The sequence below is a fragment of the Companilactobacillus alimentarius DSM 20249 genome (assembly GCF_002849895.1).
GTDB lineage: Bacteria > Bacillota > Bacilli > Lactobacillales > Lactobacillaceae > Companilactobacillus > Companilactobacillus alimentarius.
In genome coordinates, this window is record NZ_CP018867.1 from 2,257,838 (window position 1) to 2,273,521 (window position 15,684).

Annotated in this window: 13 protein-coding genes; 8 read left to right on the forward strand and 5 right to left on the reverse strand. The window is 35.3% G+C overall.

Annotation, left to right across the window (positions count from 1 at the left end):
• Positions 1-57: 57 nt before the first annotated feature.
• The 4 genes from pstB to LA20249_RS10875 form a co-directional block, all read right to left on the reverse strand.
• On the reverse strand, positions 58-852 hold the full coding sequence (gene pstB / locus LA20249_RS10860; protein WP_057739130.1) for a phosphate ABC transporter ATP-binding protein PstB: 795 nt from the start codon (positions 850-852) through the stop codon (positions 58-60).
• 10 nt (positions 853-862) lie between these two features.
• On the reverse strand, positions 863-1,750 hold the full coding sequence (pstA, locus tag LA20249_RS10865) for a phosphate ABC transporter permease PstA (protein WP_057739129.1): 888 nt from the start codon (positions 1,748-1,750) through the stop codon (positions 863-865).
• On the reverse strand, positions 1,751-2,668 hold the full coding sequence (gene pstC, locus LA20249_RS10870) for a phosphate ABC transporter permease subunit PstC (protein WP_057739128.1): 918 nt from the start codon (positions 2,666-2,668) through the stop codon (positions 1,751-1,753).
• Positions 2,669-2,740: 72 nt separating this feature from the next.
• Positions 2,741-3,649 (reverse strand): phosphate ABC transporter substrate-binding protein PstS family protein, encoded by a 909-nt coding sequence (locus LA20249_RS10875; RefSeq protein ID WP_057739127.1) that lies wholly within the window; start codon positions 3,647-3,649, stop codon positions 2,741-2,743.
• 384 nt (positions 3,650-4,033) lie between these two features.
• Between LA20249_RS10875 and LA20249_RS10880 the strand changes: the two genes are divergently transcribed.
• Positions 4,034-4,774 (forward strand): winged helix-turn-helix transcriptional regulator, encoded by a 741-nt coding sequence (locus LA20249_RS10880; RefSeq protein WP_057739126.1) that lies wholly within the window; start codon positions 4,034-4,036, stop codon positions 4,772-4,774.
• 87 nt (positions 4,775-4,861) lie between these two features.
• Here the strand turns inward: LA20249_RS10880 and LA20249_RS10885 are convergent, their stop codons facing one another.
• Positions 4,862-7,516: an HAD-IC family P-type ATPase gene (locus LA20249_RS10885; RefSeq protein ID WP_057739125.1), complete on the reverse strand. Its 2,655-nt coding sequence runs from the start codon at positions 7,514-7,516 to the stop codon at positions 4,862-4,864.
• A 380-nt stretch (positions 7,517-7,896) separates the two neighbouring features.
• On the opposite strand from LA20249_RS10885, the gene nagE reads away from it, so the two are divergent.
• The 7 genes from nagE to LA20249_RS10920 all read left to right on the forward strand — a co-directional run bounded on the left by nagE (position 7,897) and on the right by LA20249_RS10920 (position 15,650).
• Entirely contained in the window at positions 7,897-9,882 is a 1,986-nt protein-coding gene (nagE, locus tag LA20249_RS10890) for an N-acetylglucosamine-specific PTS transporter subunit IIBC (protein ID WP_057739124.1), read from the forward strand.
• A gap of 678 nt (positions 9,883-10,560) precedes the next feature.
• Complete coding sequence (locus tag LA20249_RS10895) at positions 10,561-11,532, forward strand: PTS sugar transporter subunit IIB (RefSeq protein ID WP_057739123.1); 972 nt, start codon at positions 10,561-10,563, stop codon at positions 11,530-11,532.
• A 45-nt stretch (positions 11,533-11,577) separates the two neighbouring features.
• Complete coding sequence (locus LA20249_RS10900) at positions 11,578-12,402, forward strand: PTS mannose/fructose/sorbose transporter subunit IIC (RefSeq protein WP_057739122.1); 825 nt, start codon at positions 11,578-11,580, stop codon at positions 12,400-12,402.
• Positions 12,403-12,421: 19 nt separating this feature from the next.
• Positions 12,422-13,333, forward strand: coding sequence for a PTS system mannose/fructose/sorbose family transporter subunit IID (locus LA20249_RS10905; protein WP_057739121.1), 912 nt, complete (start codon positions 12,422-12,424; stop codon positions 13,331-13,333).
• A 168-nt stretch (positions 13,334-13,501) separates the two neighbouring features.
• Positions 13,502-13,891: a DUF956 family protein gene (locus LA20249_RS10910; RefSeq protein ID WP_057739120.1), complete on the forward strand. Its 390-nt coding sequence runs from the start codon at positions 13,502-13,504 to the stop codon at positions 13,889-13,891.
• Positions 13,892-14,099: 208 nt separating this feature from the next.
• A complete protein-coding gene (locus tag LA20249_RS10915; protein WP_057739119.1) occupies positions 14,100-14,663 on the forward strand; it encodes a hypothetical protein in 564 nt (187 codons plus the stop codon).
• 222 nt (positions 14,664-14,885) lie between these two features.
• On the forward strand, positions 14,886-15,650 hold the full coding sequence (locus LA20249_RS10920; protein WP_057739118.1) for a CPBP family intramembrane glutamic endopeptidase: 765 nt from the start codon (positions 14,886-14,888) through the stop codon (positions 15,648-15,650).
• The last annotated feature ends 34 nt before the right edge of the window (positions 15,651-15,684 follow it).

A 15,684-nucleotide genomic window follows, 5' to 3' on the forward strand; every position in this document is an offset into this window, starting at 1 on the left:
GATAGAAAAAAATAAGCTCAATAACGACAAAATTATCGTTATTGAGCTTATTTTGTTTTAACCAAAATTTCCAGAAACGTAGTCCTCAGTAGCTTGCATTTTAGGATTGGTAAAGACATTAACAGTCTTATTGTATTCAATAATATGTCCCAAATGGAAAAATGCCGTGTAATCGCTGATTCGCGAAGCCTGTTGTAAATTATGAGTGACAATAATAATGGAATAGTCTTTACTCAAATTTTTTAAAGTCTCTTCGATTTTAGAGGTTGAAATGGGATCTAAAGCACTAGCAGGCTCGTCTAAAAGCAAGATATCGGGACGCATAGCAATTGATCTGGCAATACAAAGTCTTTGTTGCTGACCACCAGAAAGAGCTAAAGCACTTTTATTGAGATTGTCCTTTACTTCATCCCAAAGAGCAGCACTTTTAAGACTTGTTTCTAAACGTTCATTAAGTTCATTTTTATTAGTGATACCAGAATTCTTTAATGCAAAAGTAATATTTTCTTTAATTGATTTGGCAAAAGGATTTGGTCTTTGGAAAACCATTCCAATATGTTTTCTTACTTCATAAACGTTGATCTTATTCGAATTAATATCAACATTTCGATAAAGAATTTGACCATCAACTTGAGCAATTTTATCATTCATTCGATTTAAACAGCGTAGAAAAGTAGACTTGCCGGAACCAGATGCTCCTATCAACGAAGTTATTTTGAAACGTGGAAATTCTAAATTAGCATCAAAGATTGCATGGTTAGCACCATAATGAACTTGTAAATCTTTAGTAGTTATAGCCTTCTCATCAGAAATAGCAGTGATATAGCGGTCACTTAAATTATATTGTTCCAAAGCTGATTCCTCATTTCGTCGCAGTAATTTTTTTATAGAGTTTGTTTCCCAAGAATCGAGCTCCTAGGTTAAATATAAGAATCACGATAATCAACACTGCCGACGAAGCGCTGGAAATCAGATGTGCGTCTGGCGTGACGCTTTCAGTATTAACTTTCCAAATGTGGACGGCTAAAGTTTCGGCGGGGCGCATAGGATTTAGAAAGCTGGTACTAGAAAAAACATTCCAATTACTATAGTCGACAGTTGGAGCGCTTTGACCAGCAGTATAAATTAAGGCGGCAGCTTCACCAAAGATTCTACCAGCACTTAAAATAAGTCCGGTTAAGATACCAGGTAAGGCGGCAGGAAGAATAATTTTAGTCGTTGCTTTCCAATTTGAAAGACCAAGCGAAATTCCGGCCTCTTTTTGTAGATTAGGAACGCTTCTAAGTGATTCTTCAATGTTTCTAGTTAAAAGTGGAAGATTGAAGAATGTTAAAGCAATAGCTCCAGACAAGATAGAAAATCCTAAATTCAACTTGATAACGAAAAGCAAATATCCAAATAGACCCACTACAACCGAAGGTAAAGAACTCAAAACCTCAACGCTGGTTCTGATTAAGTCAGTGAACCAATTGTCTGAAGCGTATTCGGATAAATAAATTCCAGCTCCTAAGGCGATTGGTAAGGAAACTATGATGGTTAGAACTAGTAAATATAGGGAATTAAATAGTTGATCTCTAATTCCACCGCCAGAACTAAATGATTGGGCAGCTGTAGTTAAGAAGTGCCAAGAAATATCTGGGACACCGTTAAAGAGGATGTAACTGAGAATAGCAACTAATAATAAAATTACTAGAGTGACAATCGAATAAATTATGAAGCTAGCAATTTTGTCTATTTTTTTAGCATTCATTTAAAAACGTCCTCTCTTTCCAATAAACTTAACGATTAAATTCAAAATCAACGACATCAGTAAAAGAATCAAAGCCAAGGACCACAAAGCGTTATTGGGTAAAGTTCCCATGACTGTGTTTCCAATATCGGTTGTTAATTTACTTGTTAATGTTGAAGCTGGTGAAATTAAATTTTTGGGCATCAAAGCTGCATTACCGATAACCATTTGAACGGCTAAAGCTTCACCAAAAGCTCGAGCCATACCGAAGATGATAGCAGTTAATAACCCAGGAATTGCAGCTCGAAGTACCACCTTATAGATAGTTTGCCATCTGGTAGCACCTAGAGCCAAGGAAGCCTGACGGTAATAAAGAGGAACAGATTTTAGACTGTCGACCGACAAAGAGGTTATAGTTGGTAAAATCATTACGAAGAGAACCAAAGTACCAGATAAAATTCCAAAACCGGTACCGCCAAAAATGTTACGAATGAAAGGTACTACGACAGACAAGCCGATGAAACCATAGACTACTGAGGGAATACCAACCAATAATTCGATGACCGGCTGTAGAATTTTACTGCCATTTTTACTGGAAAACTCCGACATAAATATGGCGACACCAATGGCAAAAGGAGTTGCGATTAAGGCAGCCAGAAGTGTCACGCTAAATGACGTAACGATCATAGGCAAAGCTCCAACATCGGGATGTCCCTTAGCATCTAAAGCTCCAGGGTTCCAATTAGTTGTAGTTAGGAAATCAAATACATTAACTTTGTCTTTTGTAAATGTTGCTAGACCTTTTGAAGCAATGAAATAAAGAATACATGTAACTAAGAGAATAATTAAACCGATACATAAATAACAAATTCCCTTGCCAAAGTAATCTTGAAAGGTGGCTTTGGATTTCGTTTGTAGTTGTTTTTGAATATTATCCATAGGGAATCACTCCTGTATATAAAAAAAGGAACTTCGACCAAGATTTTACTGGCTTGAAGTTCCTCTAGTTGTTTATTTAGAACTAACTGTTCCTTTAGAATCTTTTTGAACCTTCATATTATGGATACTAATGTATCCCATGTCTTTAACTAATGATTTTTGAACGTCATCTGAATTCATGTAATTTAAGAATTTAGCAGCGGCACCTTTAGCAGTACCATTTGTATACATATGTTCATATGACCAGATTTTCCATTTGTTGTTTTCAACGTTGTTGTCAGTAGGTTTAATATTGTCGATTGAAATTGGTTGAATCTTGTCATTAATGTATGAAAATGCTAAGTAACTCACTGCACCAGGTGTACTTTCAACGATTTTTTGAACAGTACCATTTGAATCTTGTTCTTGTGATTTAACAGCTTCAGCACCTTTTAGTACAGCAGCTTCAAAAGTTGCACGTGTACCACTACCCTTAGCACGATTGACAACAGTGATCTTTTCATCTTTGCCGCCAACTTCTTTCCAATTAGTGATCTTACCAGTAAAGATTTTTTTAACTTGATCCATTGTAAGGTTCTTTACATTAGTATCTTTGTTAACAACTGGTGCCATACCAACAACGGCAACCTTATGGTCCGTTAGCTTTTTAGCGTCGACACCTTGTTTTTCTTCAGCAAAGATATCAGAGTTACCAATAGTTACAGATTTATCTTGTACTTGACTTAGACCAGTACCAGAACCTCCACCTTGAACTGTGATATTAACTTTACTGTTCTTCTTTTGGAAATTAGTAGCAGCTTTTTCAACAAGTGGTTGTAAAGCAGTTGAGCCAACTGCCGTGATTTTGCCGGAAGTTTCACTGTTATTATTTCCTTTAGACGCAGCAGAAGATTCTTTACTGCTACTGTTTCCACATCCAGTTAAAACTAACATCAATGCTGCTAGTCCCATTACTAATGAGATAATAGTTTTCTTTTTCATTTCTCAAGCCCCTATTCAAAGTCGTATTGATAAAATCATTTATCGAACACTTTTAAATATAGAGGGGGTGTGTATATTTAATGTTTATTTAATGTAAAGATTTTGTAAAGTTGACAATAAAATATACATTTACTTAGTAGACTGAGTTTTGTAAAGGTGCTTAAGAGAAGGAGCCACTATTACAAAAATTGTATTTGGGTATATTGAAATACAATGGATGAAATTGTCTTTGTAAATGACCTACTTAATTTTCATTGTTATAATCAAAATGTTAAGTGGCTGTTATTAGTTTTGTTAAGAAAATTTACCTTTTCTAAACTTTTTAATATTGTAGAGTTTTCATTTCTTTACAATACTAAATGACCGGAAGGAAGTAGAGATAGGATGCAACCGCTAGTATTGTTGAGTAATAAGCTACCGCTTTTTATTGAGATCAATGGTTATTTTAATAATCAGGGATGGTTTATCAGAAATGTAACCGATCCAAATGAAGTTGAAAAACTGGTTGAAAATGAGGGCGCCTCTGGTTTACTCTGGGATTCATCAATTACCAGTATGAGTCAATCATTAAGAATACTGAAATCGTTGCGTAATAAGATTTCGGGACCAATTATCGTTTTAGCACCAGCTAAAGATAAGAAAAAACGGTCACTTTTTTATAATATTAATATAGATAGTTTCATTACTAGACCATTTGAATATCCGGAATTAGTAGCTAAGGTAAAGCAATTATTTTGGGTTTACGATCGTTTTTCTATTACAAATGATTTAAAAAAAGGTAAAAAGCAGGAATATCGAACTGAAACAGTCAAATATAACGATATTGTAATTGATTTTAAGCACTATAAGGTCACACACCGTGGCTATGATATTGGATTAACGCCAAAAGAATTCAGTCTGTTTTGGTATTTAGTTCAACATCGTGGAAAGGTTTTAAGTCGCGATCAACTATTAGAAGGAGTCTGGGGATATGATTCGACGGGCTCGAGTCGAACGGTTGATATTCACATTAGTCATTTAAGAGATAAACTAGCAGAGAAATCTGCAACAAAAGATTGCATTAAAACAGTACGTGGTTTTGGCTATGTGTTGGACAATCAATATCCATTGGTTTCAGAAAAGTAATTAATATAACGTAATTTTTTTAGTTTCAGACATAAAAAAGAGTTGTACTAACTGATTATTTTCAGATAGTACAACTCTTTTGCTTTGTTATTTTTGAAGTTTAATTCTAATTAATTTGTCAATTTCGGTAACTACCAGAACAATTGCTCCAGCTGCGATAGCGAGTCCCCATTCAGACAAGGAGATGGCTCCCGTTGAGAAGATGTCTTGCATGAAAGGTACATAAGTTAGAAATAGTTGGAGCAATAACATTAATCCAACGAAAATAAAAACTTTTGAATTGGAGAATAGTTCTTTGGATAATGCTAATTTTGGAGTTCTGATATTAAATAGGTAGAAAATCTTACCGATAATCAATGTATTGACCATAGTTGTACTTGAGATTACTTCACCAACACCTAAATTATTAAGATAAGTGTCGATGACTAAGCTGACCGCAGCAATTAAGATTGCTACATAGGTCATTTGAAAAACGTCGTGGCGGTTCATTAATCTACTACCAGTTTTTCGTGGTGGTCGATCCATGATTCCTTCTTCAGCGGGTTCAAAAATTAGAGCAAATTGAATCGTGATAGCCGAAACCATATTGATCCACAACAATTGTGTCGGTTGCAAGGGAATTTCTTGCCTAGTCAAAATAGCGTAGGCTACGATGAGACCTTCAGAAAAGGAAATCGGCAAGAGATACAGAATACTTTTCTTAATGTTATCAAAGATACGGCGTCCTTCTTTAATAGCCGAGGACATGGTTGCAAAATTATCATCTGTTAAGATCATATCGGCAGAGTCCTTAGCAACGTCAGTTCCTTTGATACCCATAGCCACACCAATATCAGCCTTCTTTAAAGCAGGGGCATCATTGACACCGTCGCCAGTCATTGCTGTAACTTTATTATCCTTTTGTAAAGCGTCGATAATTTCTAGTTTGTTACTAGGTGTTGTACGAGCGAAAACCTGATTCTTATTGGCAGCAACAATTTTTTCGTCATCTGAGAGAGAATCCCACTGCGTACCAGTAATAGCATTGATCTCGTCAGCCAAACCAAGTTTTTTACCGATTGATTTAGCGGTAATAGCATTGTCCCCAGTGATCATTTTAACCTCGACCCCGGCGCTTCTCATAACTTTCAATGATTCAATTACTTCTTCACGTGGTGGGTCAATGATAGCAACTAACCCTAAGAAATTAAGTCCATCGACAATCATTTCCTGAGTTACGGTATCGGTATTGTCAGGCTCCTTTTCATAACCTACCGCGATAACACGTTTACCTTCTTTAGAAAAAGCCTCAACTTTATTTAACCAATAATCGTAATCAAAATTTTTATCTTGAAGTCGAGCCATATCCAATAATTTATCAGGGGCACCTTTTACAAAAAGAATCCGTTCGTCTTGCTCGTTTTTAACAAGTTTAGCGATATATCGGTAATCTGAATCAAAAGGTAAAATGTCGACTTCTTCAAATGAGTCAGCTTGACCATAAGGAAAAACTTTATGATAGAGAGTTAAGAAAGCACCGTCAGTAGGTTCACCACTAATAATCCATTGATTATTTTCATGATGTAACTCGGTATCATTAGCGTAATAGCCACCCTGTAAAAGTAGTTTTAATTTAGATGTCATCTTTACAGGTTGACCATGGTCAGTAATTTCTCCACTTGGTTCATAGCCCGTTCCACTAACTTGTAATTCTAAGTCATCAACTAGAATATCGGTGACAGTCATTTCATTCTTAGTTAAAGTACCAGTTTTATCAGTTGCTACAACGTCAACGGAACCTAAAGTTTCAACGGCAGGTAAAGTTTTGACGATCGTATGTTGTTTCTTAGCCATGTCACTAACACCCTTGGCTAGAATAACTGAGGTGGTAGCAGGCATACCTTCAGGAATCGCACCAACCATCATTGCTACAACAGCTAAGGCTAGAACTGGTAGGGCATAGGTGTCAAAAATCAAACCAACGATAAAAATCAAGATTGAGGCGGCTACGATAAAATACGAGACCTTTGTTCCTAGACCATCAATAATTTGCATCAATGGAGTCTTTCTTTGTTTAACGGAACTAACTTCAGTAGAAATTTTACCAATCTCAGTATCGGAAGCTGTGGCGATAACTAGTCCACTACCACTACCATTAGTGACCGCTGTTGAGGCAAAAGCCATATTAGTCTGTTCGGCTAGTGGAATATTTTCATCAGTTAGTTTATCCGCAATTTTTTCAACCGAATTGGCTTCACCCGTCAAAGCTGATTCTTGAATACGGAGATTATCCGAATCAATGATTCTAAGGTCAGCGGGAACATTGTCACCGGCTTCTAAGAAAACTGTATCGCCAACGACTAATTCTTCGGCTGGAACATCTTTTCTTTTGCCATCTCGATAAACAGTCGCTTCGATTGATAGCATTTGTTTGATTTTTTCCAGAGCATCAGAGGCGTTAGCTTCTTGATAATATCCGATAATTGCATTGATCACGATTACTAATCCAATAATAATTGAATCGGAATAATGTCCCATCAATAAGGTGATAATGGTAGATGCAATCAACACATAGATAACCATATTGTTAAATTGACGAATAAACATCTTCCATTTAGGTGTTTTTTGAGATTCTAATTTATTAGGACCATTTTCCTGCAGACGTTTTTTAGCTTCGGTTGCAGTTAGTCCAGTTTTAAATTCATTTGTGTTATATGTTTCTTTTAATTTTTCAAAGCCTAGTTGATATGATTTAGGTTTCAATTTACATCTCCTTTAATTTTAGGGTTAAAAAAAGCGCATTGCTTAATAGTAATGTGCACACTCAGCTCAAAATTCGATGTAAGAAATATATAAGATGTGTTTTCAGTAAAGTTCACTCCCTCGTATAGTAGTAATAAAGATATCAGGAATCCTATATCATGTCAATATTAAAGAAATAGTTAAATTCTTCTAATATTTTACAAATAGTATAGTTGGAGTATACCAATTTACTAATAGTCTAGTCCATTATAATAAATGTAAGCGATTAATAAACTTTCATTTAAATATTTATAATAGTTTGTTGTTGCAGTATTGGATGTATACCAGTATCATTAGTTTTGTTATAAATGTTCTATTCGTATAAGGAGGAAAATAGGAAAATGAAAACCTATCTTCAGAGAATGGGCCGATCACTTCAATTGCCTGTGGCTGTTTTGCCAGCAGCAGCGTTACTTGAAGGTATTGGTCACTGGTTACCACAGAATTGGAGTTTATCTCAATTTCTACAAGTCGGTGGTACGGCAATACTGAGTCAATTAGCTTTATTATTTGCTATTGGACTTTCAATCGGGATGTCTAAAGTTAAGGACGGAGCTGCTGCAATGGCTGGGGTCGTTGCATATATTGTTCCCACTTATGTTTTGGCTCCCAATCAAGTTGCTTTATTAAAGGGAATTAATGTTAAAGCTGTTGATCCAGCTTTTAATGCGATTGCAGGAAATGTTTTCATTGGTATTGTTGCAGGTTTGATTGCTGCGGCATTGTTTGATCGTTTCCATGAAACTAAGTTACCAATGGCTCTTTCATTCTTTAGTGGAAAAAGATTGGTTCCAATTTTAGCCACTTTAGTAATGTTAGTTGTTTCCGTTGTTCTACTATTTATTTGGCCAGTTCTATATAACGCCTTAATTAGTTTTGGTAAATTCTTCGTCAGCTTGGGTGCTGTCGGTGCTGGTTTGTTTGGATTCTTCAATCGTCTGTTGATTCCAACTGGATTGCATCAAGCTTTGAATCAAGTCTTTGAATTTAATATTGCTGGTATTAATGATATTGGTAATTTCTGGGCCAACAAAGGAACAAAGGGTATAACAGGAATGTACTTGGCTGGCTATTTCCCAGTTATGATGTTTGGTCTTCCTGCTGGAGCATTGGCTATTTATAAAAATGCTCTACCAGAACGTAAAAAAACTACAGCTGGTTTGATGATGGCTGGAGCCTTTGCTTCATTCTTTACTGGTGTTACAGAACCTTTGGAATTCTCATTTATGTTTGTTGCTTGGCCATTGTATGTTATCCACGCTGTTTTAACAGGATTATCAATGGGATTTGCAGCATTTATGCACTGGACAGCTGGTTTCACATTCAGTGCTGGATTGGTTGATTATATTCTAAGTTTCCATATGCCGATTGCAAATAAACCATATATGCTATTAGTACAAGGTATTGTAATGGCATTTATCTATTACTTTGTTTTTGATTTTGCAATTAAGAAATTTAATCTCATGACACCAGGTCGTGAACCATTGGATGATAGTGCCAATGATCAAACGGTCGCTGTTGCTACATCTGATAGTGATGACAAATATATGATTGCTGCTAAGAAGATTTATGCTGGAATCGGTGGTCATGATAATATTAAAGTTATTGATAATTGTACGACACGTCTACGTCTGCAATTGGAAGACACAAGTAAAGCAAATAAGTCACAAATTATGAGTGCTAATGTTAACGGAATTAATGTTTTGGATAAAACTAATATCCAAATTGTTGTCGGAACAGAGGTTCAATTTGTCGCTGATGCATTGAAGAAGTTATATGCTGAAAATGCTCAGATTTCTACTACTAATAGTGATTCTGATAAAAAAGATGTACAAACAGAGCCAGTTAGCGATATTAAGTCTGGCGAAACGGATATCTTCTATAGTGTCGCTAATGGTAAATTAGAAGATATTGAAAAAGTTTCCGATCCAACGTTTGCTCAAAAAATGTTGGGTGATGGCTATGCGGTAGTTCCAAGTGATGGTAAAATTGTTGCTCCAGTCGATGGTACAATTACTACTATTTTCCCTACAAAGCATGCTTTAGGTATTAAGACTGATAATGGTTTGGAAGTACTAGTGCATATGGGGATTGATACTGTGCAACTGAAAGGCGAACCATTTGAAATCAAGGTTACTGATGGTCAAAAGATCAAACATGGCGAGCAGCTTGCCCAAGTAGATCTTAAACAAATTACTGACGCGGGTAAGAAGACTGATATGATGGTTATTATTACTAATATGCCTAGTGTTGCTTATATGAAGTACAACGTTTTGAATCAAGATGTCAATTTAGATCATGAAGTTGTGAAAGTTACAACTAAGTAATTCTATTTTATAAATAAATAATATGTAATCCAAATATCCGATGTGATGACTATTCTAGATAGTTATTACGTCGGATTTTTTTAGGTTGAAGGATTAAATTATTTTGTGATATATAGGTATAGACCTTTTCTGCAAAGTAAAATGTTTTATAAAAAAATTATTGAAGAATAAAAGGACGGTTGAGCTAAGTAACATCCCGTTACATTTATGTAACAAGTGAAAAAATATTGGATAAAAATATATTTGTTTTTTGTAGTAATGGTTGTAATTGTTGATATTAAAGGGGTTGTAGCACTTTTTTATGAAAAATAGTGAAAGTACAAATCGGCTTTCAAATATCACAAATTGATTCTAGAAGACTTAATATTTTTGAAAATAAAGTTGATTGGATAATAATTAATTATTAAGAACCTTGGTACAATAGTCTCAATTAATATGCCAAGTGTGTATAAAAATAATTAAAAATTTAGTAAATATTAATTTTATTGAGTCTGGTCTAGACTTTTTTTAAAAAAGGGCTGTTTTTTTTCTGAAAAAATGATATTATGTAAGGGTTCACATGAAGGGTGAGCTATATTAAAGCGATTTATCTAGATATTATTCATCATTTTATTTAGACCCATTTTATGTGGTCAAAGTAAGCGCTTTAATAACATAAAAATATAAGGAGGATGAAACATGGTTGGAATTATTATTGCAAGCCATGGTGACTTTGCCGACGGTATCAAGATGTCTGGTTCAATGATTTTCGGTGAACAAAAAGATGTTCAATCCGTTACATTACAACCTAGCATGGGGCCTGATGACCTTAAGGCAAAATTGGAAGAAGCTGTTTCCAAGCTTGAAGATCAAGAACAAGTTTTGTTCTTAGTCGATCTTTGGGGCGGAACTCCATTCAACCAAGTTAACGGTTTGTTCGAAGAACATAAAGATAAGTGGGCTATCGTTGCCGGACTTAACTTACCTATGTTGATTGAAGCTTATGCTTCACGTATGTCAATGAACTCAGCACATGAAATTGCTGCTCATATTATTGAAACAGCAAAAGATGGTGTTAAGGTTCGTCCAGAATCATTGCAACCTAAGGATGCTGCACCTAAAGCTGCACCAAAACAAACTTCAGGTGGTAAACCTGGTTCAATGAAATATGTTTTGGCTCGTATTGACTCACGTCTATTACATGGACAAGTTGCTACTGCTTGGTCAAAAACTGTTGCACCTACACGTATCATCGTTGTTTCAGATAATGTTGCTAAGGATGATTTGCGTAAACAATTGATTATGCAAGCAGCACCAGTTGGTGTTCATGCTCACGTTGTCCCTATCAATCAAATGATCAAGATTGCTAAGGATGATAAGCATTTTGGTGGAGAACGTGCATTGCTATTATTCGAAACACCACAAGATGTTGAAAGAGCTGTCGATGGGGGCGTTCCATTGAAGACTATCAATGTTGGTTCAATGGCTCATTCAGTTGGTAAAGTTCAACCTAATAAAGTTTTGGCTTTTGATCAAAATGATATTGATACATTCAAGAAGTTGGAATCACAAGGCGTTAAGTTTGATGTTCGTAAGGTTCCTACAGATTCTGAGGATAATCTTGATAATATCATGAAGAAAGCTCAAGCAGAGTTAGATAAGAACAAATAATTAGGATTTAAATTTATACAGAAATAAAACGGAGGATTAATAATCATGCAATTAAATGCTATTCAGATTATTCTTGTCGTTTTAGTATCATTCCTAGCTGGTATGGAAGGTATCTTGGATGAATTCCATTTTCACCAACCAGTTATCGCATGTACTTTAATCGGCTTAGTTACAGGTCAATTGTTACCTTGCCTTATCCTTGGTGGTTCATTGCAAATGATCGCCTTAGGTTGGGCTAATATCGGTGCTGCCGTAGCACCTGATGCTGCTTTGGCAGCTGTCGCTTCAGCTATTATTCTTGTTCTTGGTGGTCAAGGACAAAAGGGTGTCGGTTCAGCTATTGCTATTGCCGTTCCTTTGGCTGTTGCCGGATTACTATTAACAATTCTATGTCGTACATTGGCAACTGGTATTGTTCATATCATGGATAAAGCTGCTGAAGAAGGTAGTTTTAGAAAAATTGATTTCTGGCAATATGTTGCTATTTGTATGCAAGGTCTACGTATCGCTATCCCTGCTGGATTGATTCTTGCAATTGGTGCTGGTCCTGTTAAGGCAATGCTAGATGCTATGCCTACTTGGTTGACAGATGGTTTGTCAATCGGTGGTGGTATGGTTGTTGCCGTTGGTTATGCAATGGTTATCAACATGATGGCTAGTCGTGAAGTATGGCCATTCTTCGCAATTGGTTTCGTACTTGCTACAGTTACAGATTTAACACTTATTGGTCTTGGTACTATCGGTATTTCTATGGCGCTCATCTACTTGAAATTATCTAAATCAGGTGGCAATGGCGGTTCATCTAACGATGGTGGAGGATCTTCCTCTAACACCGGTGATCCAGTCGGCGACATAATAGATAACTATTAAGAGGGGAGAACACATAAAAATGGCAGATCAAGTTAAAATTTCTAAAAGAGATAGAATAGCTGTTTGGTGGCGTTCAACATTCCTTCAAGGTTCATGGAATTACGAACGTATGCAAAATGGTGGCTGGACTTATTCATTAATTCCAGTTTTGAAAAAATTATATAAAACAAAAGAAGATCGTGCTGCTGCTTTAAAGCGTCACATGGAATTCTTCAATTGTCACCCATACTTGGCTTCACCTATTCTTGGTGTAACAATGGCCTTGGAAGAGGAACGTGCAAAGGGTGCACCTATCGATGATGTTACTATTCAAGGTGTTAAAGTTGGTATGATGGGTCCTTTAGCTGGTATTGGTGATCCTGTTTTCTGGTTCACTGTTAAGCCAATTATCGGTGCTTTAGCTGCTTCACTTGCTATGACTGGTAATATTCTTGGACCAATTATTTACTTCATTGCATGGAATGCTATTCGTATGGCCTTCATGTGGTACACACAAGAGCTTGGTTATAAAGCCGGTTCAAAGATTACTGATGACGTTTCTGGTGGTGTTCTACAAGATATCACTAAGGGTGCTTCAATTTTAGGTATGTTTATCCTAGGTTCATTAATTAACCGTTGGGTTGTTGTTAAATTCACGCCAACAGTTTCAACTGTTAAGTTAGCTAAGGGTGCCTATATTGATTGGTCAAAGATCCCATCAGGTGCACAAGGAATCAAGGAAGCTTTGATTCAACAAAAATCTGGTCTATCATTGACTGCTCATAAAGTAACAACATTGCAAGATAACTTGGATCAATTGATCCCTGGTTTAGCTGCTTTGCTTCTAACATTGTTCTGCATGTGGTTACTAAAGAAGAAAGTTTCTCCAATTGTTATCATTCTTGGATTGTTCGTTGTTGGTGTTCTACTACACGTACTTCATGTTATGTAATAAATTGAGAAATTATATTGGGGAGCAAAACATGATGTGTTATGCTCTCAGGTTTTAAGAACAGTGGACCCAATAACTCAAATTTGAGTTATTGGGTCCATTATTCTTTTTTGATAATAGAAAAATTTCGACGTATAATATTTTTAATGAAACATAGGAGGAAGTTAAATGGTCCAATCATTAAATACCAAAGCGGATTTGGTCATTAAAGGCACTTCACATTTAGGATTAACTGATTATGGGAAAATCATGGTTGGCGATAAAGGGTTCGAATTTTATGACGAACGTGATGTTTCCAACTACATTCAAATACCTTGGAGTGAAGTTCAACAGGTTGTTGTTTCTGTCATGTTTGGTGGCAAGTGGATACCTCGATATGCACTTCAAACTAAAAAGAATGGAATGTTTGCCTTTTCCTCAAAGGACCCCAAAAGAGTTCTTAGAGCTATTAGAGTTTACATTGAACCTAATCGTATTGTTAAATCTTTGACCTTCTTCCAAGTGGTTGCGAGGGCCTTTAAAAAGAATCCTAATAAGAAGAATAAAAAGAAAAAATAAGTTTAATTTATAAGTATTAAAAATCCCAATATAACAGTCATTAAGATGATTGGTATATTGGGATTTTTTAGGTTTAAAGAATAAAATAAATTATGTGTAGCATTTTTATGCCAAACAGACATAATTTGCTTATTTTCAGAACTTTATTTTGGCTAATTTGTTCATTTAGATATATCTTAAAGATAAATAAATGGTCAAGGTGATTGGGATGGAAAACGAATTGAGTTTTGCTAGAAAAATCAGTTTTAAACCATTATTAAGTAGTATTTTCCTAGGCACAATGGTAGAAGTAATGGCTTCTGTGGTCTTTTCAAAAGTAATCTTACTAGCAATTCTATGCGGTATCCTTGCAATGCTGATTGATAGTCTAGTGATTTATCCTCGTTATTTAAAAGAACTGTATGGAGGCTGGAGAATCGATCAAACGGGCCTTTATTATGTAGATTATGATAGTTGGCTCAAACGAGTTGCTTTAATTTATTTCCCGTTGCATCAAAAGAGTATATTTGTGCCCCCGTCTGCAATCAATAGCTTTAAGATTGTAAATGGTCCGGTAATTATAAATAGTCAGACCGTCAATGGTGGAATTTTAGACGTTAGTCAATTTTGTCATGAAAAGTATTTAGTCGTTTTTATTGATAATGGAGAAGTTAATTTGGAATTAACTTGGGACTCACAAGGAAAAGTTAGTGAACGTAAAAATATTGATAGACTAATCACGCTTTTGAAACACAGGTGTGAAATGAATAATCAATTAAATTCTGAAAACTAAAAAATCCGATGTAACAATCCTTTATTGATTGTTGCATTGGACTTTTTTGAAGCATTTTTTCAACAAATAAATAGTGAAATACATGAAGGGTGGTTTTACATTAAGGAGATTGATTGCGATGTGTAGAACCGTATCTCAACAAAAATAGAATAGTTTATCGAACGCGTTTCATGTCAAGTAAATTTCTAATATAATTGAAAATAAAAGATGAAGGAGGAGTCAATGAAATTTTTGAAGAGTAATCTCACTAAAATTATTATCGCTAGTTTAATTTTTCCAATTGTAATGGTAATTCTGGCCTTACTTATAAGGAATCAGAAGGTTGACGAGCTATGGCAAATTATTAGTGATGTTTTGGTATTTGTTGTAGCATTTTTATTAAACCAAAAGTATTTGAAGCAGAAAATGTTTTGGTTCAATTCAAGAAATTTAGGAACTCAATTGTATACAGCTTTGCCAGCGATAATCATTATTTTTATGTTAAATTCGGCCGTATTGGGTGTATCGGATTTTAAAGTTAAATTACGGATTGTCGTATTATGTCTATTAGTGGGTTTAGCTGAGGAGTATATTTTTCGAGGTATTTTAGTCAGTCTATTTTTAAAATTGTTACACAACAATGCCTTTGGCGCAGTGATTGGATCTAGTATTATGTTTGGCCTGATACATTTGATGAATTTGAAATCTTTGCCGATAGGTTATGTTTCAGGACAAGTAATATTTGCAGCAGCTGTGGGTCTATTATTTGGGACCATTTATGTAAAAACTAGAAATTTGTCGATTGTTATTCTTCTGCATGCTTTCAGAGATATGTTTCCAATGTTTTCCGATAAATTGGTGGCTGAATCCGCTCAGATGAAGTTCTCAATTGATTCATTATACGTAATTGGAGTCCTTTTTCTAATTGCTCTATTTATCTCATATAGGCAATTGAAGGATTTCCAAGTGTCAAAACAAGATGAAGTTTGGTCAATTTCTGAACGTTAAAATAAAATGAATCTAGCAATCAAGTTGATTACTA

Excerpts from the sequence above, each read along its gene's own strand:
- pstA (WP_057739129.1), bottom strand. The coding sequence starts at position 1,750 with ATGAATGCTAAAAAAATAGACAAAATTGCTAGCTTCATAATTTATTCG.
- pstC (WP_057739128.1), bottom strand. The coding sequence starts at position 2,668 with ATGGATAATATTCAAAAACAACTACAAACGAAATCCAAAGCCACCTTT.
- LA20249_RS10875 (WP_057739127.1), bottom strand. The coding sequence starts at position 3,649 with ATGAAAAAGAAAACTATTATCTCATTAGTAATGGGACTAGCAGCATTG.
- LA20249_RS10880 (WP_057739126.1), top strand. The coding sequence starts at position 4,034 with ATGCAACCGCTAGTATTGTTGAGTAATAAGCTACCGCTTTTTATTGAG.
- nagE (WP_057739124.1), top strand. The coding sequence starts at position 7,897 with ATGAAAACCTATCTTCAGAGAATGGGCCGATCACTTCAATTGCCTGTG.
- LA20249_RS10895 (WP_057739123.1), top strand. The coding sequence starts at position 10,561 with ATGGTTGGAATTATTATTGCAAGCCATGGTGACTTTGCCGACGGTATC.
- LA20249_RS10900 (WP_057739122.1), top strand. The coding sequence starts at position 11,578 with ATGCAATTAAATGCTATTCAGATTATTCTTGTCGTTTTAGTATCATTC.
- LA20249_RS10905 (WP_057739121.1), top strand. The coding sequence starts at position 12,422 with ATGGCAGATCAAGTTAAAATTTCTAAAAGAGATAGAATAGCTGTTTGG.
- LA20249_RS10910 (WP_057739120.1), top strand. The coding sequence starts at position 13,502 with ATGGTCCAATCATTAAATACCAAAGCGGATTTGGTCATTAAAGGCACT.
- LA20249_RS10915 (WP_057739119.1), top strand. The coding sequence starts at position 14,100 with ATGGAAAACGAATTGAGTTTTGCTAGAAAAATCAGTTTTAAACCATTA.
- LA20249_RS10920 (WP_057739118.1), top strand. The coding sequence starts at position 14,886 with ATGAAATTTTTGAAGAGTAATCTCACTAAAATTATTATCGCTAGTTTA.